Origin of the sequence: Psychrobacter immobilis, assembly GCF_904846285.1 — a bacterium.
In the GTDB taxonomy this organism is placed as follows: domain Bacteria; phylum Pseudomonadota; class Gammaproteobacteria; order Pseudomonadales; family Moraxellaceae; genus Psychrobacter; species Psychrobacter immobilis_D.
Genome location: NZ_CAJHAD010000001.1, coordinates 432,652 through 457,323 on the forward strand (window position 1 = coordinate 432,652; position 24,672 = coordinate 457,323).

General features: G+C 44.5%; 19 protein-coding genes. 15 read left to right on the forward strand and 4 right to left on the reverse strand.

The features are described 5' to 3' along the window. Positions 1-114: 114 nt before the first annotated feature. The gene (locus tag JMX13_RS01905) at positions 115-1,137 is read right to left on the reverse strand and encodes a GlxA family transcriptional regulator (RefSeq protein ID WP_201609188.1); all 1,023 of its coding nucleotides are present in this window, start codon (positions 1,135-1,137) and stop codon (positions 115-117) included. A gap of 181 nt (positions 1,138-1,318) precedes the next feature. Between JMX13_RS01905 and JMX13_RS01910 the strand changes: the two genes are divergently transcribed. From JMX13_RS01910 to JMX13_RS01925, 4 genes are read left to right on the forward strand one after another with little or no spacing between them, the layout of a single operon-like run. Then, positions 1,319-3,124, forward strand: coding sequence for an acyl-CoA dehydrogenase (locus JMX13_RS01910; RefSeq protein ID WP_201609190.1), 1,806 nt, complete (start codon positions 1,319-1,321; stop codon positions 3,122-3,124). Positions 3,125-3,180: 56 nt separating this feature from the next. Next, positions 3,181-4,188 carry an NADP-dependent oxidoreductase gene (locus JMX13_RS01915; RefSeq protein WP_201609192.1) on the forward strand — a complete coding sequence of 336 codons (1,008 nt, stop codon included), beginning with the start codon at positions 3,181-3,183 and terminating at the stop codon, positions 4,186-4,188. Positions 4,189-4,191: 3 nt separating this feature from the next. Further along, on the forward strand, positions 4,192-4,974 hold the full coding sequence (locus tag JMX13_RS01920; RefSeq protein WP_201609194.1) for an SDR family NAD(P)-dependent oxidoreductase: 783 nt from the start codon (positions 4,192-4,194) through the stop codon (positions 4,972-4,974). Between the two features lie 45 nt (positions 4,975-5,019). Beyond that, positions 5,020-5,781: an SDR family oxidoreductase gene (locus tag JMX13_RS01925; protein WP_201609196.1), complete on the forward strand. Its 762-nt coding sequence runs from the start codon at positions 5,020-5,022 to the stop codon at positions 5,779-5,781. A gap of 125 nt (positions 5,782-5,906) precedes the next feature. On the opposite strand, the gene uvrA is transcribed toward JMX13_RS01925, so the two are convergent. After that, complete coding sequence (uvrA, locus tag JMX13_RS01930) at positions 5,907-8,474, reverse strand: excinuclease ABC subunit UvrA (RefSeq protein ID WP_201609198.1); 2,568 nt, start codon at positions 8,472-8,474, stop codon at positions 5,907-5,909. A gap of 366 nt (positions 8,475-8,840) precedes the next feature. On the opposite strand from uvrA, the gene arfB reads away from it, so the two are divergent. Continuing rightward, positions 8,841-9,254: an alternative ribosome rescue aminoacyl-tRNA hydrolase ArfB gene (gene arfB, locus JMX13_RS01935; protein WP_201609200.1), complete on the forward strand. Its 414-nt coding sequence runs from the start codon at positions 8,841-8,843 to the stop codon at positions 9,252-9,254. Positions 9,255-9,364: 110 nt separating this feature from the next. Here arfB and JMX13_RS01940 read toward each other — a convergent pair whose 3' ends face one another. After that, positions 9,365-10,564 (reverse strand): sugar transporter, encoded by a 1,200-nt coding sequence (locus JMX13_RS01940; protein ID WP_201609202.1) that lies wholly within the window; start codon positions 10,562-10,564, stop codon positions 9,365-9,367. A gap of 414 nt (positions 10,565-10,978) precedes the next feature. Between JMX13_RS01940 and JMX13_RS01945 the strand changes: the two genes are divergently transcribed. The 6 genes from JMX13_RS01945 (at position 10,979) to JMX13_RS01970 (ending at position 19,771) form a co-directional block, all read left to right on the forward strand. After that, a complete protein-coding gene (locus JMX13_RS01945) occupies positions 10,979-11,926 on the forward strand; it encodes a LysR substrate-binding domain-containing protein (RefSeq protein ID WP_201609204.1) in 948 nt (315 codons plus the stop codon). Positions 11,927-12,195: 269 nt separating this feature from the next. Beyond that, a complete protein-coding gene (locus tag JMX13_RS01950; RefSeq protein ID WP_201609206.1) occupies positions 12,196-13,467 on the forward strand; it encodes an aspartate aminotransferase family protein in 1,272 nt (423 codons plus the stop codon). A gap of 199 nt (positions 13,468-13,666) precedes the next feature. After that, positions 13,667-15,067, forward strand: coding sequence for a VOC family protein (locus tag JMX13_RS01955; protein WP_413786298.1), 1,401 nt, complete (start codon positions 13,667-13,669; stop codon positions 15,065-15,067). A 168-nt stretch (positions 15,068-15,235) separates the two neighbouring features. Continuing rightward, a complete protein-coding gene (locus tag JMX13_RS01960; RefSeq protein WP_201609210.1) occupies positions 15,236-16,726 on the forward strand; it encodes an aldehyde dehydrogenase family protein in 1,491 nt (496 codons plus the stop codon). Positions 16,727-17,005: 279 nt separating this feature from the next. Further along, positions 17,006-18,472 carry a Na+/H+ antiporter NhaC gene (nhaC, locus tag JMX13_RS01965; protein ID WP_201609212.1) on the forward strand — a complete coding sequence of 489 codons (1,467 nt, stop codon included), beginning with the start codon at positions 17,006-17,008 and terminating at the stop codon, positions 18,470-18,472. 12 nt (positions 18,473-18,484) lie between these two features. Then, entirely contained in the window at positions 18,485-19,771 is a 1,287-nt protein-coding gene (locus JMX13_RS01970) for an NAD(P)/FAD-dependent oxidoreductase (protein ID WP_201609214.1), read from the forward strand. Between the two features lie 160 nt (positions 19,772-19,931). On the opposite strand, the gene JMX13_RS01975 is transcribed toward JMX13_RS01970, so the two are convergent. Beyond that, positions 19,932-20,867 carry a LysR substrate-binding domain-containing protein gene (locus JMX13_RS01975; RefSeq protein ID WP_201609216.1) on the reverse strand — a complete coding sequence of 312 codons (936 nt, stop codon included), beginning with the start codon at positions 20,865-20,867 and terminating at the stop codon, positions 19,932-19,934. A gap of 106 nt (positions 20,868-20,973) precedes the next feature. On the opposite strand from JMX13_RS01975, the gene JMX13_RS01980 reads away from it, so the two are divergent. From JMX13_RS01980 to JMX13_RS13745, 4 genes are all read left to right on the forward strand, one after another. Continuing rightward, entirely contained in the window at positions 20,974-21,672 is a 699-nt protein-coding gene (locus tag JMX13_RS01980; protein WP_201609218.1) for a cupin domain-containing protein, read from the forward strand. 1 nt (position 21,673) lies between these two features. Further along, positions 21,674-22,807 carry a flavin monoamine oxidase family protein gene (locus JMX13_RS01985; RefSeq protein ID WP_201609220.1) on the forward strand — a complete coding sequence of 378 codons (1,134 nt, stop codon included), beginning with the start codon at positions 21,674-21,676 and terminating at the stop codon, positions 22,805-22,807. A gap of 709 nt (positions 22,808-23,516) precedes the next feature. After that, positions 23,517-24,089, forward strand: coding sequence for a TetR/AcrR family transcriptional regulator (locus JMX13_RS01990; RefSeq protein ID WP_201609222.1), 573 nt, complete (start codon positions 23,517-23,519; stop codon positions 24,087-24,089). Positions 24,090-24,227: 138 nt separating this feature from the next. Then, positions 24,228-24,359, forward strand: coding sequence for a hypothetical protein (locus JMX13_RS13745; protein WP_413786295.1), 132 nt, complete (start codon positions 24,228-24,230; stop codon positions 24,357-24,359). The last annotated feature ends 313 nt before the right edge of the window (positions 24,360-24,672 follow it).

Sequence of the window (24,672 nt, forward strand, 5' to 3'; positions counted from 1 at the left end):
GTTTTTTGCTGTGATAAATTTTCTTTGCTTGCTGTGTAACTTCGCCACTTCAGAGTCTGAAGAGAACATATCACAGCAGCAACCTATTACTTTCAAAAGGCATCTGCTATAAAGTTAAATCGCTAAGCGCGAAAACTTATCTTGATACTCTTTCGGGGTCAGCTCAGTGGCACGCTTAAAAAGCCGAGTGAATGATGAGATATCATCGTAGCCAACTTGCTCCGCCAGCGATTTTATCGTGACATTTCCTGACTCTAATAAACGTTTTGCCTGTTCAATTCTGACCGCTTGAATATATTCGATCGGACGCATAGCGACAGACGACTGAAAGCGTCTGTTTAAAGTGCGCGGGGTGATATTAATCATCGCAGCCAAAGTGCTCACTTGAATAGGATTTTTAAATTTTTCCTCGATAAACTCTTGCACTCGCTTGACCAGCGGGTCTGAATGCGGCTTATGTAAGGTCACATTGGTATAGCTGTTCTGATTGCCTCGTTTACTATCAATAATCTGAGTTTTTGCCACTTGAGTAGAAATCTCGCGCCCGCAATAGCGCTCTATCAATAATAATCCCAAGTCATAAAAGGCGCTACCACCTGCCGCACAAAATATGTTGCCAGACTGGTCTTTTGACTGGCTTTTTGAGTGAGTGACAAATTGGTTCTCTTGCAAATCAACCAGTGGAAAGTCTGCCTTAAATTTACTCGCATAGCCCCAATGGGTCGTCGCTATCTTATGATCTAACAAACCTGCCTTTGCCAAAAAGAAAGCGCCGCTACAGTTGCTGGCAATATCCGCCTTGGTGTTAGCTAGCCGCTTTATATGAGCAATTAAATCGCTATTTTGGCTCAATACTTTATCGATCGAATCCCCAATCGTTGGGATTAATAATAAGTCGCACTCTGTCACTTCCTGAATATCGCAATGCGCTTGCATAATTAAGCGGTTGCTACATCTAATATCGACGCCACCTAGGCTGGCGATCTGTACATTAAACCTCGGCTCCACTTCCTCATTTAAAAATCGTTGCCAACTGACGCCAGTAAATGAAAATAAATCTAGCGCTCCTGTTAAAGCGCTACCAAGTACGCCATCGAAACCGACAATGATGACTTTAAAGGGTTTAAAGTAGGGCATAGTTGTGTAATTTCCTTTAGAAACGTTTTAAAAATAGTATTTTCCAACTACGTTTTTCTAATTAAATGTAATTACGCTTGTCTTATTTGACCATAATTATGTCATAAATGACAATACGGCAAGGCGATAAATTAGATTAATATCAATACATCACTAAATTTCATAAGCTAATGAGAATACTATGGCAGCAGATACGCTTATCAATGATTTTGAATTACCGTTCCAATTATATGATGTATTGGGCGCTGAACATTTAACCGAGCATCCGAAGTTTGCAGAACACAGCCGCGAAACCTTCGATGCAGTATTAGATACCGCTAATAAAATCGCGACTCAGTTATTCTTACCGCATAACCATGTCGCGGATAAAAACGAGCCGCAATTTGATGGTAAAAACGTTAGCATGATTGACGATGTCAAAGTTGCCTTTGATGCGTTTCGTGAATCAGGCTTTATCGCGGGCCGTTATAGCTTTGACGATGGCGGCATGCAATTACCGGAAACGGTTATGACGGCGGTAGCAGGCTATTTTATGGCAGCCAACCCATCAACCACCGCTTATCCATTTTTAACCACGGCGGCGATTAATGTTATCTCACATTTCGCCAGTGATGAGATTAAAAATGCCTTTATGCCGCGCATGTTGACGGGTGAATTTACGGGCACCATGGCGTTAACTGAGCCACATGCTGGCTCATCGCTTGCCGATATCAAAACCACGGCAGTAAAGCAGGACGACGGTTCTTACCGCATAAAAGGCAGCAAGATTTATATCTCAGCGGGTGATCATGAGTTGTCCGACAATATCGTGCATCTGGTTTTAGCAAAAGTACCGGGCGGTCCTGCTGGCGTCAAAGGCATCTCTTTATTTGCCGTACCAAAATACCGTCTAAATGATGATTTATCGGTTGGCGAGCGCAATGACGTGCATTTGACTGGGCTCATTCATAAGCTTGGCTATCGCGGCGCGACTTCTACGGCGTTAAGTTTCGGTGATGTAGGCGAGTGCTATGGCTACCTTATCGGCGAAGAGCATTTCGGCCTGCGCTACATGTTTAAGATGATGAATGAAGCGCGCATAGCGGTTGGCTTTGGCGCAGCGATGATTGGCTATCGTGGTTATCAATACTCGCTCGATTATGCCAAAGACAGGACGCAAGGCAGAATTGCACCCAATAATAAACCTGAAGATGCAGCAACGGCAATCATTCAGCATGGTGATGTGAAGCGTATGCTCCTTGCGCAAAAAGCCTATAGCGAGGGCGGTATTTCACTCTGTCTATATGGCTCAAATCTGATTGACCGTATCAATACCTGTGAAGATGCTACGCTAAAAGCTGAGCTGTCAGAGTTATTGGACTTACTTACGCCAGTACTAAAAGCATGGCCGTCTGAATATGGTTCAAAAGCCAATGATTTGGGTATTCAAGTATTGGGCGGCGCAGGCTATACACGTGAATATCAAGCCGAGCAGTTTTGGCGTGACAATCGTCTCAATCCCATTCATGAAGGCACAAATGGCGTGCAAGCGTTAGATTTGTCATTTCGTAAGTTATGGCAAAAAGGTGGTCTGGGTATTCAAATTCTAAAACGTGAAATTACCAAAGATTTAGAGAATATCAGCACACCTGAAACCGCAAAACTCGCTGGTAAATTGATGCCTTATATGGGTCATTTGCATGAAGTGCTCATGCATTTAAGCAAAATCCTACAAACGGAAAAAGCCATCACGTTGACTGGTAATGCGCAGGCCTTGATGAATATTTTCGCCTCAATCGTGGTCAGTTGGATTTGGATTCGCCAAGCGAGTAAAGCTGAGCAATTATTAAATGATACGGCTGACGTTGATAAGCAAAACTTCTATCAAGGTAAAATCCAAGCAGCAAAATATTTTATCGATTGGGAATTGCCGTTAATCAAGCGCGATATTGAGCTGTTAAATAACGACAATGCAGTATGTATCGATATGCAAGCAGAGTGGTTTTAAGGGATTTTGAATCATATTTTGTATTAATAATAAATACAACTTTAAAGGAATAAATAATGACAACAATCAATAAGCAGTGGCGCTTAAAAGAACGACCTGTTGGCGCGCCGAGTGCAGAGACGTGGGATTATACTGAGTCAGAACTACCGAATATCACAGACGGTCAGTTACTGATAAAAATTGAATACATCTCGATGGATCCAGCGATGCGTGGTTGGTTAAATGATGCTAAATCTTATATCGAGCCGGTACAGATTGGTGAGGTGATGCGTGCAGGAACGGTGGGCAAAGTCATCGAAAGTAAGCATGAGAAGTTTGCCGTTGGCGATTATGTCGTAGGTCATAACGGCGTGCAATCGTATGCGGTCAGCGATGGCGCAGGGCTACATAAAGTCGATCCAAAGCTTGCGCCATTGTCTTATTACTTAGGTGTACTCGGTATGCCGGGTATGACTGGCTATTTTGGTCTATTAAAAACAGGCGAGCCAAAAGCGGGCGAGACGGTCGTTGTTTCTGGCGCTGCTGGTGCGGTTGGTGGTTTGGTTGGACAGATTGCCAAACTCAAAGGCTGCCGCGTGGTCGGTATCGCAGGTGATGCTGAGAAATGTAAGTTCTTAGTCGATGAGCTAGGTTTTGATGCGGCAATCGACTACAAAAATGAGAATGTAAAAAAAGCGTTAAAAGAAACCTGTCCAAAAGGTGTCGATGTATTCTTTGACAATGTAGGCGGCGATATCTTAAATGACGTCCTCACGCAAATTAATCTGCGCGCGCGTATCGTGATTTGCGGTGCGATTAGCCAATATAACACCACCACAGAGGTCAAAGGGCCATCGAACTATTTGTCTTTATTGGTCAATCGTGCACGTATGGAAGGCATCGTCGTCTTTGATAATATCAAAGAATATCCGACGGCGATGAAAGATATCGCTGGCTGGATTCAGTCTGGCGAGTTAAAAGTAAAAGATCATATCGTTGAAGGTATCGAAACCTTCCCTGATACGTTGATGATGTTATTTAAAGGTGAAAACTTTGGCAAACTGCTACTTAAGGTAGAGGGATAAATCATGACACTGAATACAAATGGAATTGCATCAGACGTCTCTGGTAAACGCATTTTAATCACCGGCGGCGCGTCTGGTATAGGTGCTGCCAGTGCGCTATTGTTAGCCAGTCGCGGTGCGAAAGTGGTGATTGGCGATTTGGCAGAAGAGATGGGTGCTGCTGTTGCCAAGCAAGCCCAACATGCTGGTAATAGCATAGTCTTTAAAAAAGTCAATGTCACTAGCGGTGATGAAGTACGCGCGTTGTTTGCCTTTGCCATGGAAACATTGGGTGGTCTTGATGTCGTTATAAATAACGCTGGCATCGACCATCAACCTGCGCCGATGCATGAGCTTAGCGATGAGGATTTTGATCGCAATATCGCCGTTAATTTAAAAGGTGTTTGGCATTGTATGCGTGCTGCGGTTACTTGTATGGCACCGAATGGCGGTGGTCACGTGATCAATGTTGCCTCGATTGCTGGTTTGCGTTCTGCGCCGCTGTTATCCGCCTATAGTGCGGCTAAACATGGCGTGATGGGGCTGACTAAATCTGCTGCTCATGAATATGCTCGAGTCAATATCCGCTTTAATGCCGTTTGCCCAAGCTTTATCGATACGCCAATGGTGCGTAATACCATGGCAAAAATGGACGAGCGCGCCCAGCAAGCGACGATAAAAGCCAGTCCACTACGCCGTTTGGGTGAAGTTGATGAAGTATCGGGAGCCATTGCTTGGCTGGCGAGCGATGAAAGCAGCTTTATGAATGGTCATGCGTTTACCCTTGATGGCGGTATGTTGGCTTAACATCAAAAGTATTTATTAAAATATTTAAAAATATAAGGAATAGCTATGAAAGATTTATTTGATTTAACGGGCAAGATTGCTTTAGTAACTGGCGCAAGTCGCGGTATTGGTGAATCTATCGCACGCTTATTAGCCTCAAGAGGCGCGCATGTGATCGTGTCTAGCCGTAAGATTGATGCTTGCCAAGCGGTCGCTGATAGCATCGTCGCTGAAGGTCATAAAGCCAGCGCCTTTGCTTGTCATGTGGGCGAGATGGCGCAGATTGAGGCGATTTTTGAGCACATCAAAAACGAGTTTGGGCAAATTGATATCTTAGTCAATAACGCCGCAGCAAATCCTTACTACGGTCATATCTTAGATACAGACTTAGCTGCTTTTGATAAAACTGTGGAAGTTAATATTCGCGGTTATTTCTTTATGTCGACGGCTGCTGGCAAGATGATGCGCGAGCAGGGCGGTGGAGTAATTTTAAATACTGCTTCGGTCAATGGCCTAGTCGCAGGTGACAAGCAAGGAATCTACTCAATCACTAAAGCTGCGGTGATTAGTATGACCAAAGCCTTTGCCAAAGAGTGCGGTCCATTAAATATTCGCGTCAATGCCTTATTGCCTGGTCTGACGGATACCAAGTTTGCCTCGGCGTTGACCACCAATGATAAAGTTTTAAAAATGGCGCTACACGCTATTCCTCTAGGGCGTGTGGCTAATCCTGACGAGATGGCGGGCACGGTATTGTACCTAGTGTCTGATGCCTCAAGTTATACGACGGGCGCTACGATCGTTGTTGATGGCGGTATGCTGGCTTAGTTATAGATTTATATTTAAAAAATTAGTTTTTTAAATATAAAACCGCATGACTTTAATAGTAATGCGGTTTTTTAATACCGATGTTTTTATTCATCCATTTCACTTCTTGCATTGCTATATCTATACTAACTCAATAAAAAAGGCGCAGTGCGACTCTCTTTGGACTTAGCCACCTCTTTAGGCGTACCTTGTGCGACAATAAGACCACCTTCATCGCCAGCACTCGGGCCCATATCGATAATCCAATCGCTGTTGCTCGCGACTTGCATATCGTGCTCTACCATAATCACCGTATTACCAGTTGCGACCAGCCCATTTAATTGGGCCATCAGCATCGCGACATCAGAAGGATGTAAACCAGTGGTCGGTTCATCGAGCACATACAGCGTATCGCCGCGCTGGGTACGCTGCAATTCGGTAGCAAGCTTGATGCGCTGTGCTTCGCCACCAGACAGTTCGGTCGCTGGTTGCCCAAGTCTTAGATAGCCAAGCCCAACTTTTAGCAAGGCATCTAATGCGCGCATTATCGGGGCGTCATCAACGAAAAATTCAGAAGCAGCTTCAACCGTTAAATCGAGCACTTCAGCGATGTTTCTACCTTGATAATTAATTTCTAAGGTTTCGTCATTGTAGCGCTGACCATGGCAAGCTTGGCAAGGCGAGTAAACACTCGGCAGAAATAGCAGCTCAACACTGACAAAACCGACGCCTTCGCAATTTGAGCAACGTCCTTTTTTAACGTTAAATGAAAAGCGACCCGCATCGTAACGTCGTGCTTTTGCTTCTTTGGTAGCGGCAAATAATTTGCGCACATGGTCGAACAGTCCAGTATAAGTCGCCAAATTCGAGCGCGGCGTGCGCCCGATGGCTTTTTGGTCGACGGTGACTAAGCGTTTTATATGCTCCATACCACTGACTATCTCACCGCCTATTGGCGTTTGTTGCTCTTGCTCAAGTAAAGCCGCTTCATCAGTGGGCGTTTCAATCACGGTTTTTTGCCCTAGCGCATTGTAGACCAGTTCAACCAACGCCTGACTGACCAAACTCGATTTCCCCGAACCTGAAACGCCTGTTACCGTTGTTAATATCCCTAAAGGAAATGCGATATCTAACCCTTGTAGATTATTGCGCTCGATATTAGCAAGCTTTAGCCAATGATTAGGTTGTTTTGGCTGCTGGCTTGTTAATTGCTGGCTTTTCGATTGATGGTCTGTGGAATCATGATTGAAAAGATATTGTCCAGTATAGGAATCAGAGATATCTCGCAAGCCTTCGACAGGGCCGCTATACATGATTTCACCGCCATGACTGCCCGCTTTTGGTCCGACATCGACTATCCAATCGGCATGGCGAATGACGCTGACATCATGCTCGACAATGAATAATGAATTACCCGCCTCTACCAGCTCGTCTAGAGCGCCTAATAGCGCCTGAGTATCGGCAGGATGGAGGCCAGCAGACGGTTCATCGAGCACGTAAACCACGCCAAATAGTTTAGAGCGAATTTGGGTGCCAAGTCTTAGGCGCTGTAGCTCGCCGGGCGATAAGGTAGGTGTTGTGCGTTCAAGGGATAAGTAACCTAGCCCAAGTCTGGTTAACGCTTGCACACGCGATAAAATGTCACTGGAAATACGCTTGGCAACGATGGCTTTTTCACGGTCGAGCATATCATCGCTGAGTTTTTTATTAGCAGCGTCTTGAAGTTTTAGCGTCAGTTCAGTCAAGGTTAATTGTGACAGTTCACCAATATCAAGCCCCACAAATTTAACCGACAGCGATTCTTTTTTGAGTTTTTTACCATGGCAGCTTGGGCATTCTGAAATTTGCATAAACTGCGCCACGCGTTTTTTGGTACGCGGACTTTGGGTGGTGGCAAAAGAATGTAAGACGAAGTTTTTTGCACTGGTAAAGGTGCCTTTATAATTGGGCTTTTCACCTTTTTTAATCGCCTCGCGTACTTGCTCGAGATTGTATTCTGGGTACACCGGCACTTCTGGGGTTTCATTGGTAAATAAAATCCAATCGCGGGTTTGCTTGGGTAACGTGTTCCAAGGTTTATCGATATCGTAGCCAAGTGTCGTCAATATCCGACTTAGGTTTTGCCCTTGCCATGCTGGTGGCCATGCAGCAATGGCGCGTTCTCGAATGGTTTTAGTCTTGTCGGGCACGAGCAAATCTTCTGTGACCTCAAACACGCGACCAATACCTGAGCAAGTAGGGCAAGCACCTTCTGGCGTATTTGGCGAAAAGGCATCGGCATACAGCATGTCTTGCCCAGCAGGGTACTCGCCCGCTCGCGAGTACAGCATACGCAGACCATTTGAGATGGTGGTCACGCTACCAACCGATGAGCGTACCGACGGCGTACCGCGTTGTTGTTGCAGGGCGACGGCTGGTGGTAAGCCTTCTATTGAATCGACATCAGGCTCGCCAACTTGGTCAATTAAGCGCCGTGCATAAGGCGATACCGAATCAAGATAGCGGCGTTGCGACTCAGCAAACAAGGTGCCAAACGCCAATGACGACTTGCCTGAGCCTGATATGCCCGTAAAAACAACCAACGCATTACGCGGTAAATCAACATTAATATTTTTGAGATTATGCACCCGCGCGCCTCTGACCTGAATGCTGTTATCAGCTGAGACTTGGTTGGTGGTAAAAGAAGATTTAGTTTTATTATTATTGTTGCTCATAAAGAACTTATTCCTATCAGCTCGTAGTTTTAGTTTTAGTTTTAGTTTTAGTTTTAAAAGTATGGGCTAAGAATTTGTTTATTAAAAAGTTTGCTTGTTAAATAGACAGCTAATCAAAAAATGTCTTAGTAATTTAAAATCATCCTAGCATGGCAAAAAAGAATTTTTGGACGGGCTTACGCTTTACAGACAGAGAATAGACATAGTGACGTCAAACGATAACATTTATGAGGTTTACCTTATAAATTGCAGATTATAGATGTTAAGAAATATGGATTTTTGAGAACCGTTAAGCAGGCAAGTAGCGAGTTAATTGAGAATGCTTTATCATTAACCTTATCTATCCATGATTTATAAAAGTATTTTATGATTTTTATCAGCAGTAATATCAGTCTTAATGACAGTGAAGTTGAAATTAGCGCCATACGCGCACAAGGGGCAGGTGGGCAAAACGTTAATAAAGTGTCCTCTGCGATTCATTTGCGCTTTGATATTTATACCTCAGGCCTAAGTGATGAGCACAAACAGCGTTTATTGGACAGTAAAGACAGCCGAATCACCAAAGAAGGCGTGCTTATTATTAAGGCGCAGCAGTTTCGTACTCAAGAACGCAATAGGATTGATGCGTTTGAGCGGCTGCAGAGCTTTATTGTAAAAGCCACTTATGTGAATAAAACTCGCAAGCCTACCAAACCGAGTAGAAATGCCAAAAGTAAGCGCGTCGATGCAAAGACCCAGCGCGGCAAAACAAAAGCCTTGCGCGGTAAAGTAGATTTTTAATGGGCGGCTTATTTCCTATTTGCAAATAGACCAAACAGCAAAATGCCAGCCCCTTTAAGTGGCTGGCATTTTCTTGTGCTCTGAATGAACTTTGGTTAATCTGCCCTTAGCTAACCAAGTCTTCTGCTTAATTCAGGAAAGCGCTTTATCATAAACAACATCAAGAGCAGCGACACACTGGCGATAGCAGCACCTACATAGCCAACGCTTGATATGGAAATATGCGTCACTGCATAACCACCGAATAGCGCACCTGCACCAATCCCTAAGTTAATAATCCCTGAGAACATCGACATCAGCATGTCTTGCGCCGTGACATCAACCATGATGACTTTGGCTTGCATAGAGATAATCAGCAGCATAAGCGCCGCGCCCCAAAGTAACGCAATCAAGCTCAGTGCCCAGATGGAGGTCACGGCAAACAATAGTACCAGCATAGATATCAGCATTAATATTATCGATATCAGCATCAATTTAGTATTAAAACGATCGCCCCAACGGCTGAATATTACACTGCCCGCAATCCCAGCGACACCAAACAGTAGCAGTATAAAAGTAGCCGAATTTTCACTAATAGCACCAACCTGCCGCATGAAAGGTTCGATATAAGAGTAAGCGGTATAGTGAGCAGTAAAGACCAGCAAAATAAGCAAATATAAACAGACCAATAAGGGGTTTTTAAGCAATTCTGGAATCTTTCTAAAAGAGCCTTCAAACATACTTGGTAGCGTTGGCAATAGCCTTGCTTGTAGAATAAATACGATAAAAGCAATCACGCCAATACCACCAAAAGTCGCCCGCCAGCCAAACCATTGACCAACTAAGCGCCCTAGTGGCACGCCAAGCACCATCGCCAATGAAGTTCCGGTCGCAAGCACGCTAAGCGCCAGTGCTTTTTTGCCTTCTGGTGCTACGCGTATCGCAATCGCTGCGGTGATTGACCAAAATATCGCATGCGAGAGTGCAATGCCCACGCGGCTAATCAGCAATACATCAAAGCTCCATGCGAATACTGACAATACATGGCTGGCAATAAAAACTATAAACAAGCCTAAAAGTAAGCTTTTACGCTCAAAGCGGCTGGTAAGTAGCATCAATGGCAATGACATCGCCGCGACAATCCACGCATACAGCGTCAACATCCAGCCAGTCTCAGCCGTGGTGATGGAAAAATCTTGGGCGATATCACTTAATAGAGCAACGGGGACAAATTCGGTAGTATTCATAATAAAGGCGCTGACGCCCATCAAAAATACTTGGAAATACTGAGTTCGGCGAGCATTTGCGCTCACCTCAAGGTTATGTTTCATATGATCCAATACAAATAAAGAAGGTGCCAACAAATAACGTTAGCTTAAAATAATTTTGAGTTTAAGAATAACGGCGGCATAGGTCGTAATGATGAAAAAGAGGAGGGCAAGATAGCAAATCAGTTGCGGTATGTCAGAGCCTATCATCAGACCCTACTATTTTATCAGGAATTGATGGTGTTTTTTGTAGGAGAGTCTTTAAAATTGGCGACTGAATAATTAAGTGGACTTTCAAATTCATGATTAAGTAAAACCGATAATGGTAGCATTGTCAGTTACATAGTGCTTATGGTGAGGTATCGCTATTTAAGCTTGAGTATAGGTATGATGACGCCATAGGCTAGGAATACCTGATAATGTGATTTTAAAGAGTTATTGATATTTTACTAAGATGGGATAAAAGAAAACCAATCTATGAAAACAGACACCAATAAACCGCTGGCCTTTAGAAGATACCCTTCAACGACAGCGCTGCAATGTTTTGAGACCGCTGCCCGTCATTTGAGTTTTACCAATGCGGCGCAAGAGATGCACATGACCCAAAGCGCCATTAGTAAGCAAGTGGCGCAGTTAGAGGAGATGCTAAACCTGTCTTTGTTTTATCGGACACCGCACCGGATTTCATTGACCCCTGCTGGCAAGGTATATTATCTTGAAGTATTAGAGATTTTAAAACATATCGAGGTGGCGACCACCAATTTGATGTCGCATAGTAGTAATACCGAGCTGCTAAAAATCGTCTCGCATCCGACATTTTGTGCTCGTTGGTTGATTCCAGCACTCAGTGGCTTTAGTCAAGAATACCCGCTTATCAACATAGATATCAAAGAATTAGTAGGTCCATTTTTTTCTGAAGACCAAAATGTCGATATTGCTTTTTTATATGGTGATGGGATGTGGAGCAATATGGAGGCCATAAAATTATTCGATGAATATTGCGTTGCTGTTTGTCAGCCGCAGTATTTGCAAGATAAGACGCTGAGTACCGAGTGTTTAAATGACTATGTGCTATTGCAAATAAGCTCGCGCTTAAGTGCGTGGTATGAGTATTTTAAGCAGCAAGATATCAGCGTTGATGGCACCTTTGTAGGTCCGCGTTTTGAGACCTTTCATGCTTGCATTTCTGCCGCCTTACTTGGCTATGGTATTGCTTTGGTGCCGTTACGTTTGGTCGAACCCGAGCTACAATCAGGCGCTTTGGTGATGGCGTGGGATTATGCGGCAAAGGGTCGCGGCAGCTATTATGTGACTTATCCTATCTCTTCGAGGCAATCGCATAAGGTCAAAGCAGTTTTAGAATGGATTACGGCTTATTTAACAATCTCAGATGAGCGTGAAAAGGCATTAGGGCTGGTTTTATAATGTCACTTACGTTTATTTATGATCTAAAGTATTTGTCTATAGCACTGATCTTGTGAATGCCATCCTGTAAAGTCCTTTGCTGTAAACATTTAATAAGCTAAACAAAAAACTGCCTTAATACGCAGTTTTTTTGTTTTTAAAGGATTCGTCTAGGAAGTTAATTTACTGGTAATGACTAAAAGGAATGCCACCACAACTATTATTCGTTTGCTGCTGGAATGATGTTTTGTTGAAATGAGTCTAACTCAAGGAAGAGATAGAGATTCATCATGGATAAGCTTTATAAAGTGACCGATGCCTTTACGATGGTGCATCCACTCACGCTCATCAAAGGCAAAAATGCCAGAGTTTGGGACGACAATGACCGCAGCTATATCGATTTTGTCGGCGGTATTGGAGTTTTAAACTTTGGTCATTGCCACCCTCACATCGTTGACGCCATCATTCATCAAGCCCAGTCGCTGATTCACTATGCCTACAATGCGGCAGCGCATCAGCCGTATCAAAGCTTTATGCCGCGATTGTGTGAGCTGGTGCCCATCAACGGCGAGCTGGCAGGCATGCTTACCAACTGCGGCGCAGAAGCGACCGAAAATGCCATAAAGATAGCGCGTATGAAAACGGGTCGCACAGGCGTTATTGCGTTTGATGGTGGGTTTCATGGACGCACACTGGCTGCCGTCAATCTCAATGGTAAGGTCGCGCCTTATAAGCGCGGACTTGGTGCCTTGGCCAGCGGCGTTTATCACATTCCTTTCCCCAGTCCCGATAACAACGTCAGCGACGAGCAAGCGATTGACGCGCTACAGCGTTTATTTATGATAGAAACAGATATCGATAATATCGGTGCCATCATCGTCGAACCTGTACAAGGGGAAGGCGGTTTTCAGTTGTTGTCGCCCACCTTTGCGCAGTATCTACGTAAGTTTTGTGATGAGCACGGCATGTTACTCATCATGGACGAAATCCAATCTGGTTATGGACGTACTGGCACGCCGTTTGCTTTTACCCATTTAGGGGTTGAGCCTGATCTTATATTAGTTGGCAAGAGTATTGCGGGCGGCTTGCCTTTAGGCGCAGTCATAGGGAAGGCTAGTGTGGTCAATGGTCTACCCAAAGGCAGCTTGGGTGGTACGTATTCGGGCAATCCAGTCGCCTGCGCTGCTGCCAATGCCACGCTCGATATCATGGAAGCCGATGACGTTTGGCAGTCAGCCAAACATTATGCAGAGACAATTCAGACGACCATCAGCCAATGGCAACAAGAAGGTATCTCGCCTTGGTTGTTTGGTCTTACGGGTATCGGTGCGATGCGCGGTATCGAGCTGCGTCATCCTGAGCATGATGTGCATCCGAGTGTGATGGCACAAGTATTAGTGCAAGCACGCAAGCGTGGATTGCTGCTGATGCCAAGTGGGCAATATCGCCATATCATCCGCTTATTGCCACCTCTCACTATAGAGCCTGACACCCTAAAAGAAGGGTTGGATATTCTAAAAGAGGTGCTCATCGCACTTCCTGATGGATTGCCTGCCGCTTAATGCTTAGGTATGTTTAGGAATATTTAAGAGTACTTAGGACAGATAGCGCATCGTTATAACCAAATGCTCGAAATAAAATACTTATTATTAAGCTAAAAATTTATTAACTCTATTACAAGGATGTTTATTTGTGAAAAATAATAGCGTCAGTCTAGATGAGGATTTTATCTGCAGCGATGATATACGTCATCATTTTTCTATGGCCATGTCAGCCATGTACCAAAATGAGGTGCCGCTATACGGTGACTTGGTTGATTTGGTCAGTGATGTCAATGCAGAGGTGTTGACCTCACATCCCGATGTCAAATCACAACTGCTACATACGGGCGAGATTGAGCGTCTGAGCATGGAGCGCCACGGGGCGATTCGACTGGGTACCGCAGCAGAGCTGAGCATGATGCGCCGTCTCTTTGCGGTGATGGGTATGTACCCTGTTGGCTACTACGATTTAGCACCTGCTGGTGTGCCAGTCCACTCAACAGCCTTTCGTGCGCTTGACTCCCATTCATTGCATAAAAGTCCCTTTCGCGTCTTTACCTCGTTATTGCGTTTGGATTTGATTGCTGATGAAACCTTAAAACAAGAAGCCACGGCCACATTGGCGCAGCGTCAGATATTCACTACTGGTGTTATTGAGCTAATTAAGATTTTCGAGGCGCAAGGTGGCTTGATCACTGAGCAAGCACAGCAGTTTGTCCAAGAAGCGCTAGAGACATTTCGTTGGCATGATAAAACGCCGGTGGCAAAAGCGCTCTATCAGCGCTTACTAGATCAGCATCCACTTGTCGCTGATGTGGTCGGCTTTAAGGGCCCGCATATCAATCATTTAACGCCTCGAACCTTGGATATTGATGCGGTGCAACAAGGGATGCAAGTCCGCGGTATACCATCAAAAGCCATCATCGAAGGGCCGCCACGTAGAGCGTGTCCTATCTTATTAAGGCAAACCAGTTTTAAGGCGCTACAAGAAGCGGTTGGCTTTAAAGTTGCTGATACCTCAGACGCTAGCCATGAAAAGTATGAGCAAGGGTATCATACCGCGCGCTTTGGAGAGATTGAGCAACGCGGTGTGGCGTTAACGCAAAAGGGTCGCGCGCTTTATGATGAATTATTGGCTGCAGCTCGCCGCCAGCTTGGCGCTACCCCAAATGAAGATAATGCGGATCAGTACAATCAAATTTTAGCCGAAGTATTTACCGCTTTTCCTGATAATTATCAAACTCTACACGATGAAGGGCTGGCGTACTTTTATTACCAGTTGACGGATAGCACCCTAGATTCTGAAAATGGTCAAGCATTATTGGCCGCTACCTTAACCAATGATGATTTGAATAAAGTGCCTAATGCTAAGCTGAGCGCTCTGATTAATGATGAGGTGCTTCGCATTGAACCTATCGTTTATGAGGATTTTTTGCCCGTCAGTGCCGCCGGTATCTTTCAATCAAACCTACAACAGGCGCAGCCAAACCAATATGACGGTCGCTCAAGCCAACAAAGTTTTGAGCGTGATTTGGGAGCAGCTATTCACGATGAGATGGCATTGTATGAAGCGATGCAAGCTCAAAGTCTTGAGCAGTGCCTGTCTAGTGTTAGTATCTAACAAATTATGCTAGAAATGTCTAGCGTATAGCCGACTTATTAGCACGTCATTCCAAAAAGGAATGACTGTAAGAAATTTATTATTTTGCAACTTAGTAGGTAGCAGGGTAATTTTATAAGTCAGTCAAGGACGTAGTAAACCATTATACCAATATGCAAGGGATTGATTATGATTAAGCAATATATGTCTGCAATGGGCGTAGAAGAAGCACACTATCAAAATGGGGACTTTGAAGTCACCACCCCAATTGATGGCTCAGTCATCGGTAAAGTCACATTAGATACAGTCGCCGACGTCGATACTAAAATCCAAAATGCCAAACAAGCTTTTCAAGAATGGCGTGTCGTTCCTGCCCCTAAACGTGGTGAGTTGATTCGTCTGTTGGGTGAAGTCCTGCGTGAGCACAAAGAAGATTTGGGTATCTTAGTATCATTAGAAGCCGGAAAAATCAAAGAAGAAGGCCTTGGCGAAGTCCAAGAAATGATTGATATCTGTGACTTCGCTGTCGGCGTATCGCGCCAGCTTTATGGTCTAACCATCGCCTCAGAGCGCCCAGGTCACCACATGCGTGAGACATGGCATCCACTTGGTGTCATCGGCGTCATCTCTGCCTTTAACTTCCCCGTCGCCGTTTGGTCTTGGAACACTGCGTTGGCCATCGTCTGTGGCAACCCTGTCATCTGGAAGCCTTCAGAAAAAACCCCGCTCGTCGCCTTAGCGTGCCAAGCATTATTTGAAAAAGCGTTGGCAAAATTTGGTGAGGCACCAGCACATTTATCGCAAATCATATTGGGCAAGACCGATATCGGTAATGCCTTGGTTGAAAATAAAAACATCGCTTTAGTCAGTGCCACCGGCAGTACACGCATGGGCCGAGAAGTAGGACCGAAAGTGGCTGAGCGTTTTGGTAAATGTTTGCTCGAGCTTGGTGGTAATAACGCCATGATTTTGGCACCCACTGCCGATTTAGATTTGGCGCTACGTGGCATTCTATTCTCAGCAGTAGGAACGGCAGGTCAGCGTTGCACCACCTTACGCCGTCTGTTTGTTCATGAGTCGGTCAAAGACGATATCTTACCGCGCGTTAAGTCTGCTTACGAGACGGTGAGCATCGGCCATCCGCTTGAAGGCAATTTGGTCGGTCCACTGATTGATGAAGACAGCTTTAATAACATGCAAGCGGCATTAGAAAAGGCTCGCAATACTGGTGGTAAAGTCACAGGCGGCGACCGAGTTCTGATGGATAAGTTCCCAGATGCTTATTATGTGACCCCTGCGATTGTTGAGCTTGATGAGCAAAATGACGTAGCACGTAGTGAGACGTTTGCACCGATTTTATATGTCATGCCCTATAAAGAGTTTGACGATGCGCTAGCGATGCAAAACGATGTGCCACAAGGGCTGTCATCTTGTATTTTTACCAATGACTTACGTGAAGCTGAAACTTTCCTCAGTGATCGTGGCAGTGATTGTGGTATCGCTAACGTCAACATCGGAACCAGTGGTGCTGAGATTGGCGGTGCATTTGGCGGCGAAAAAGAAACCGGCGGTGGTCGTGAGTCAGGTTCAGACGCATGGAAAGCCTATATGCGTCGTCAGACCAATACGGTCAACTACTCAACCGAGCTACCACTCGCGCAAGGCATCAACTTTGGCTAATAACAACGGTATGTCACTAATAAATAGTGTCATTTAATAGTCTTTATCAATCACGTGTTGTGATGTTTGTTAAGTAGGCTCAGAGCCTATTTAACAAGCCAATTATCAAGTATTTTTATTTTATTAATAAAGCCTGCGGAAGTGATGAATAAATATTCATGATTTCAAAAACAGGCTTTTTATCCTCTTTTCAGAATTATCGGCAGCCATGGATTGGTTGTTTCTACTACTGTTATTTTTATGGCAGTAGTTTCCACTACTAAGGAAGGTAGGTGTCTTATGATGGATAATAAACCTTATGACGAAGCTAAAGATGGCTATGGTCCGTCTTCTAGTTTTTTATTAGATATTGCACCTCTGGTGTTGACTGCCATTATTCTGATGGTTCAGTTTTTTGTATTCAAAGATTTTACCCCTCACATTCCCTTGGCTTGCGGTATTTTAATTACTGGCTTGTTTATGAAGCTGCGGCGCCGTGACTGGCATGGCATGGAAGAGAGTTTCTTAAAGGTCGTGAAAATCGGTCTACCTGCCATGATCATCTTGATGGGTGTTGGTATGCTCATTGGTGCTTGGATTATCGCTGGTACCGTTCCCACGATTTTATATTATGGCTTTAGCGTTTTTTCTCCCTCGTCATTCCTAGTCTCTGTTTGTCTTATCTGTTCTATCATTTCTGTCGCAACGGGTACCTCGTGGGGCACGGTCGGCACGGTCGGCCTTGCGATGATGGGTATTGGTTTAGGACTAGGTATTCCGCCGTCACTAACAGGCGGTGCTATTGTTTCTGGCGCTTTTTTTGGTGACAAAATGTCTCCATTGTCTGACACCACCAACTTAACACCAGCCGCTGCCGGTGTTGACCTTTGGGAACACATTCGCGGTATGTTGCCCACCACGGTACCTGCCATGGTGACTGCCCTAATTATCTATGCTTGGATTGGGATGGGCTACGGCGCGGAAAATGTCGATTTAACATCAATCAGAGACATTCAAGCCTCACTAGCAGCTAACTATAACCTGAGTATTATTACTTTATTGCCTGCTGTTGTCGTTGTCATTGCGGCGGTGATGAAAATGCCAGCCATTCCAACGGTATTATCAGGTGTGGTGGTTGCAGGCTTGGTTGCTTTCTTTATGCAAGGTGTGGGCGTTCACGATATCTTTAACGTCCTACAAAATGGCTTTGTCAGTAAGACTGGATTTGCTGTCGTTGACCAATTGCTGTCTAAAGGCGGTGTCATGTCGATGACATGGGTTGTGACCTTAACCATATTTGCCTTAGCATTCGTCGGCGCCATTGAGCATTACGGTACGCTCAAAGCCATTATGGCAAAAATCAATAAAATGGTGAAATCGAGATTCGGTTTAGTGATTACCACTTATGCTAGCACGCTCGGTGTGGGTACCCTCATCGGTGACGTCTATACCACACTGGTGTTGCCAGGTCGCCTATTGAAAGATAAATATCAAGAGATGGGCTACAAGCGCACGACGCTTACCCGTTCTATCGAAGATACTGGCACCCTGTTATCTCCCCTTATTCCTTGGAACATGGGCGGTAGTTTCGTCGCCGCAACCTTAGGTATTGCGACACTCACTTACGCGCCATTCGCTTTTGCTTGCTGGTTATCGCCTCTATTTGGTTTGTTATGGGTGGTCTTGAACAAATTCATCCCCCGCGAAGAACCTACTGTTAATAAAGACACAAGCGAGCTCCCCACTGTAGACAATGTGTTAATTTAGAAGGAATATGAGATGTTGCAAGAGCAATGTTTGTGGAATATGACCGCACCCCTTATCGATACCTACAGCCAGATGAATAGCGATACTGAAGCGACTATCTGTATCATAGGCGGTGGTTATACCGGACTATCGGCTGCGATTCATTTGGCTGAAAAAGCCGTCAAAGTCATCCTCTTAGAGAGCCATACGATAGGCAGTGGCGGCTCAGGAAAAAGCGTAGGGCTCGTCAATGCAGGTACTTGGGCGCGCCCTGATGATTTGAATATTGCGCTAGGCGAAGCGGCAGGTGAGCGCTTGACAGACGCCCTTGGACAAGCGCCAAGCTTAGTATTCGACTTAATCAAACGTTATAATATCGACGCCCAAGCCACTCAAGCCGGTAATATCCACATGGCACATAACGCTAAAGGTGAAGTCGATGTCGATATTAGATACGAGCAGCTAAGTCGTCGCGGTGCGAATGTTGAGGTATTAACTGGCAGTAAATGCCATGAGTATTGTGGTACCAAGAATATCAACAAGGCGTTACTCGATCACCGTGCTGGTACCATAAACCCGCTGGCTTATGTCAGAGGACTGGCCAAAGTAGCAAAAGATCTTGGCGTCACTATCTATGAGCATTCCGCTGTTGAAGCCTTAGAAAAGGTGAATGGCTATTGGTATGCAAGGACTTCTAAAGCGCGCGTGAAATCTGAGCGCGTCATTGTTGCAACCAACGCTTATACCGAAGGCGAATGGACAGAAATTAAAAAGACATTTTATCTGGTTTATTATTATCAGATTGCATCTGAGCCGCTCAGAGGAGAGGCGGCAGATCGGATTTTGCCATACAAAACAGGGGCATGGGATACACGCTTGGCCTTGTCTAGCTTTCGCCGTGATGACGATGATCGCCTATTATTGGGAACGGTGGGTGGTACACAGCTTAAACCAAAATCCTTTTATCAATCATGGGCCAATGCGGTGCAAAAAAGCTATTATCCAGATTTGCCAGCATTTAAGTGGCAGTATGAATGGACTGGTAGCTTTGGCTTTACGCAAGATCATATTTTTCGAGTCATGGAGCCCGCTGAGGGTTTGCTGACAGCAACGGCTTATAACGGTCGCGGCATTACCACAGGCACGCTAATGGGTAAGTGCTTTGCCGATTATATAATGACGGGTAATAGAGACAGTATTCCCTTACCATTTAAGACCTTAGAAGAGGCGAAAGTCTCTTTTGGAGGCATCAAGTCTGGTTTTACTGAGCTGGGACTGACTTTGTATCATGCGGGTCAATGCTTGAGAATCATTGGGTAGGAAAGTTGGGTAGAGAATAAGAACACGCCCTATTCTGAGAAGAATGCTGAACTTTGCCTAAACCGCTGAATAGGTTTAGGCAGTATTTTTCTCTAAATTGAATCGGCTATATTTTTTTATATTGAATCGCCTATACCTTTTTATATTGAGCTGATTATACTTAAATAAATTTGTTCTCATGAGTGGACAACACTTCTGCAAATAGCCAATCGCGAAAGGCTTTAAGCTTTGTCATATTGGCAGATTCCGCTTGATAAACGACGTAATAAGCCAGTGGCGAGCTAAAGGTAATCTCAGGAAATAATCGCACCAAACGTCCGGCAGCGACATCATCACGTGCCATCACACTACGCGCCAACGCAACACCATGACCATTAATGATCGCTTGTAGCACCGCTGCTGAGTTATTGATTTGCATCCCTCGCGAGGTATCTACTTTGGTGAGCGCTGCATTGGTTAAACTTGCTTGTGCAAGCCAATCATCCCACGAAGGAAAACCAATATAACCATCCATTGAGCGGTCATGAATGAGCGTTTCTTGGGTCAAATCAAGCGCGCTTTTTCCTTGTAATAATTGCGGCGAGCAAACCGGATAAATCTCTTCTTCCATCAGCTTTTCGCTCAGCAATCCTGCCCAAGTGCCAGCTCCGTAGCGCACACCGATATCCACTTCTTGGACAGAAAAATCTATTGATTTGGCACTGGTATCAAGCCGTACATCGATATCTGGTTGTAGGCTTTGGAATCGATCGATACGCGGCAACAGCCATTTAGCGGCAAAGGCAGGACTGACGGTCACCGTGAGCACGCCGCTATTTGATCCTGCTTGTAACTGCGCCAATCCTTGTGCCAAGTTATCTAAGCCCGCCCGAATATGAGGCAATGCCAGCTCGACTGTTTTTGTGGGGATTAAGCGCGATTTACCACTGGTTTTGCGATAAAACAGCGGTAGTCCTACCGAATCCTCCAAACTACGAACCAGTTGTCCAACGGCAGCAGGAGTCACGTTTAGTTCCTCTGCTGCCGCAGAAAAACTTTTATGACGGGCGCTCGCTTCCAAGGCACGTAGGGAATTTAAATAAACAACTTTCTTCATAGCGACAAATATTTTCTTTTAGATAAGTGAATATTATCTCGTTTGTTAACCGATGTAAATCAGTTGATAATTGACGGCATTAAACCTTATCTTTGGAAAACATTCTATGCTTATCAATGCAGATTTTACCCGCCGTGCTTTATTAGCATCCGAAAACTATCAATGGGTGTCATCACCGCAAAATGGTGTTGAACGGGTCATGCTTGACCGTGTCGGCGCAGAAAAAGCCCGTGCCACCAGCATTGTGCGCTATGCTCCTGATTCTTATTTCCCCCATCATTTGCACCCGGGCGGCGAAGAGATTTTGGTGTTGTCGGGTACTTTTTCGGCAGATAATATCGATTATCCAGCGGGTTGGTACTTACGCAATCCACCAAACTCTGGCCATCAGCCCTATAGTAAAGAGGGCGCGGTTATTTTTGTCAAACTTTGGCAAATGCCAGCAGAAGAGGCACGTTATGTCGCCATCGATACCAATGATGCGGCAAATTGGCAGAAACAAGGTAATCGTGATGTTTGTCATTTATTTTCAGACGCCAGCGAACAGGTCAGCTTAAAGCGCTTAAATGCCAATGAGGCGCTATTTACCGGCACAGTTAGAGGCGGCGCAGAGATACTAGTGCTAGACGGCGAGTTAATAGATGATGACATAATTGATAATGCTCAAACCTATACTCGCGGTAGCTGGATACGCTTACCAGTAGGTGCGCTGTCCAAAATAAAAGCAGGCGCGCAAGGTGTTACGGTTTATCTCAAAACCGGTCATTTGTCTCATATCATCGGCGCTGACGTGGAAGGAGCATAATATGCAAACAGTATCTGTAGCGATTATAGGTGGCGGCTTAAGTGGCTTGTATGCGGCTTATTTATTGGAAAAAAAAGGCGTTGATTATGTACTCTTAGAAGCTCGTCCAACTTTGGGTGGTCGTATTGTGACGGCGCGGGCAACTGACCCAAATACTGCACAAATAACAAATAGCATGAATGGCTTTGATTTGGGACCATCATGGTTTTGGCCAGAGTATCAGCAGCAGTTGGCGCGTCTGATTGATGAATTGGAATTAGAGAGCTTTGCCCAATTCGAAGAGGGCGATATGCTGGTTGAGCGCTCGCCTAATGAGCCTGCTATGCGTACACACGGCTATAAAAGTGCGCCACCGTCTATGCGGCTTAAAGGTGGTATGGCGACATTGATTGACGCGCTCTATCAGCGTTTAGATGCCACGCGAATTTTGACCAATCAAAAAGTGCGTCAGCTGCATAATACTGGTCAATATATTGAAATCACTAGCGAAGGTGAGTCTGGGCAAGAGGCTGTTTTTCATACACAGCAGTGGCAAGCGCAGCATGTGTTACTGGCGCTACCACCTCGATTGGTAGCAGAAAGCATAACCTTTGAGCCAGCCTTACCCGCCAATATCACGACACAGTGGCGAGGGACGGCCACTTGGATGGCGCCGCACGCTAAGTACCTTGCTGTTTATGACAGTCCATTTTGGCAAGAACAAGGGTTGTCAGGCTCAGCACGCAGCGGACAAGGACCGATGGTTGAGATTCATGATGCATCAGTGGCAGATGGCAGCGGGGCATTATTTGGTTTTATAGGTGTACCTGCAGCGGCACGCCAAAGTGTCTCTACAGAAGTATTAAAGGCCTATTGCCGTGCGCAACTGGTACGTTTATTTGGGGAGCAAGCAGACGCGCCTAAGGCTGAGTATCTTAAAGATTGGGCGCAAGAGACGTTTACGGCAACTGCTGCCGATGCTAATAGTGATGGTCAGCATGCCGCTGCACCTATGTCTAAAGCACTATCTGGCATATGGGCAAACGGTCTGATCGGTATCGGTAGCGAGTGGTCAGCACAGTTCCCTGGTTATATTGCGGGCGCTATCGATGCAGCAAGCATCGGCGTTAAGAATTTACCTGAGTTGATAGTATAGTCAGTTCAAAATAAAAGCGCTACGTTATAGCTATATGCGACTGGTATAAATTTTCCTTGCTTGCTGTTATCACAGAGGCTACGAAAAGTTCATCCCAGTCGCACTGTATCGATTTTAAAGCAATTCTACTATAGCTGATTGATAATGCCAGAGCCTAAGATTGGTACTTAATACTTCCCATCAGTCTACTTGATTGAAAACTTCAAAATTAATTTCTCTTTATATTTAGACAATGCAGCTTTATCTAACCCAGTGTTGTCTAAATCAGCATATTCTGAAATAGTATTTTCTAAAACAACTTTATCTAGAATAATGTTCTGTAAAACCCAGATACATACTAGCCCTTCACATTGCTGCTTTATTTCTATAAAATACCGACCGTTTGGTTTCTTTTAGACGGTAGATAACTTTATCCTTATAAAACGGCTTTTTGAGCTTAGTATAAATAATCCATATTTTCTTTAAAGCTGAAACTCCACAGCTGGGTCTTAGTATCACTAATGGAAGCTTATGACGAGCTTGCAAGAGTCATTATTTTTTAAATGCTTGGCGCGAGATATTTATTAAAGACTGGTTATACGGTGGTAGTTGCTATCACTAGCATTGTCAAAATTGTCAGAATTATTGGTGGCATAGATAGCGGCAATAATAGCAATAGTGGCGACAAACTTATTCTCAAACTTTTTGGTGCATGAACATCGAGATAAAAATGAAAACAGAAAATGCTTATAAACGTAAAAAACAGCCAGAAATCGTACGTCGTGCACTGCTTGATCAGGCATCACGCATCACGCTAGAGCAGGGATTGTCTAAAGTGACCTTTCAAGCGGTGGCTGATGCAGTTGGCGTGACCAAAGGTGGGGTGATGCATCATTTCACCACCAAGAATGCTTTGATTTTAGAAGTATTTCATGACGCGATGAAAAAGTTTGAGACAGAGGTCGATACGGCGATGGCCAAAGACCCAGTGCCTTACGGTTCGTTTACCCGTGCCTACATCAATGCCACGATTAGCTTGGGCGAAAAAGGGCAGGAAGAGTTTGATAATCAAGCAACCTTATATGTATTGATGCTGGCGGACAGTGAGCTGCGCAAGCTGTGGGCTGAGTGGTCAAATGCGCAATTAGATAAGCATAAACCAACTGATAATACTGAAACGCTATGTATGGTGCGTTTGGTCGCTGATGGTATTTGGCTCTCTGATTTTTCCGGCATTAATATATCCGATAAAAAATCATTACGTGAGCGTTTGCTAAAAATGACCCAACCTGAGCATGGGTAAAACGCTAGTTTTCCTTTGATTCAAAAACAATGCTTTAAACACAGCGCTTCAAACGTTTATCAAAGAAACACTGAAAGAAAATATTTTAGAAATAAACGATATAAATTTTTTTAAATACTTAACCCATGACGACATTATTTGGTAGCTGAGGTATTTTTAAGTGATGGCTCGCAAGAGTATGACTTAGTTGGCTATACCAAAGAGCAAGTGCTGGTCGATATTTTGCATCAGTACGAATGTCATATGCAGTATCTCCATTTAGAACGTTAATTCGTTCATCAAACGCCAGTATATGGCTTGCTAGATTTTAGATATTTGATTAACAATTTGGCAAAAGATAACCCCATAAGTTGCGTGCAGCTTATTGGGGTTTTTTATATAAATTGGTTCAATGAATAGTGAATTTAATGAGAAATCTAGTGATAAATCTAATAATCAATGATTGAGCGACAGCAATTGTCGCGCGGCTTATTTTAGCCTCTTTATTTTCATCAGGTTTTATATTATATAGTCACTGCACTACAAAAGAGTTATGATTTGGATGAATATCATAAAACAATTTAGATAAGTCATTTTCCATCCA